Raw genomic sequence first — 745 nt, forward strand, 5'->3', positions numbered from 1 at the left:
ATTGTGGAGCGGCTTGAAAAACAGCCGCTCATTTTTTTACAGTATACAATAAATACCGTAATTTGTCAAGGTTCTTCAACAGTCAGTCTGCTGGAATGGAGCGTAGCGGAATGGAAGCAGACTGACTGTGCCGGCTCAGCCGAGCCTGTCGGGATACATGATTTCAAGCTCTCCCAGAACTCTACCCCAGTTTCTCAGCGGCATAGTCCATTTTTTCGCTATTTCATGAGTTGCAAGATACAGTGCCTTTAACAGCGCCGTATCGCTGGGAAACACGCTTCTCTGTTTGTTCAGACGACGATAGCCGCTGTTAAGGCTTTCGATCGCATTGGTGGTGTAAATGACCTTTCTCACATCAGCGGAAAACTTGAAGATCGGTGAGATCACATCCCAGTTTTTGTACCAGCTCTTCATGGCGTTTGGATAATCTTTCTCCCACTTCTCCGTCACACGCTCAAGCCGTTCAAGTGCAGCGTCCTCAGACGGCGCCTGGTAAATTGTTTTCAGATCATTAGCAAATTCTTTCTTGCTTTTTTCGCCAACGTATTTCAGCATATTTCGCACCTGATGAACGATACAACGCTGTAATTCTGTCTGCGGAAATGCCGCTGATACGGCGCTCCTTTCATACCCGAAAGACCATCGGCACATATCACGAGGACGTCCTTTACACCACGATTTTTCAGCTCGTTCAGAACGCCAAGCCAGTACTTTGCACTCTCGTTTTCACCGATATGTATGGACA

General features: G+C 47.0%; 1 pseudogene. It reads right to left on the minus strand.

Annotation, left to right across the window (positions count from 1 at the left end):
* Positions 1 to 135: 135 nt before the first annotated feature.
* Positions 136 to 745, minus strand: a pseudogene (locus DW015_RS10505) (IS256 family transposase); the annotation flags it as partial.

The sequence above is a fragment of the Ruminococcus sp. AF37-20 genome, assembly GCF_003460465.1.
GTDB classification, from domain to species: domain Bacteria; phylum Bacillota; class Clostridia; order Oscillospirales; family Ruminococcaceae; genus Hominimerdicola; species Hominimerdicola aceti.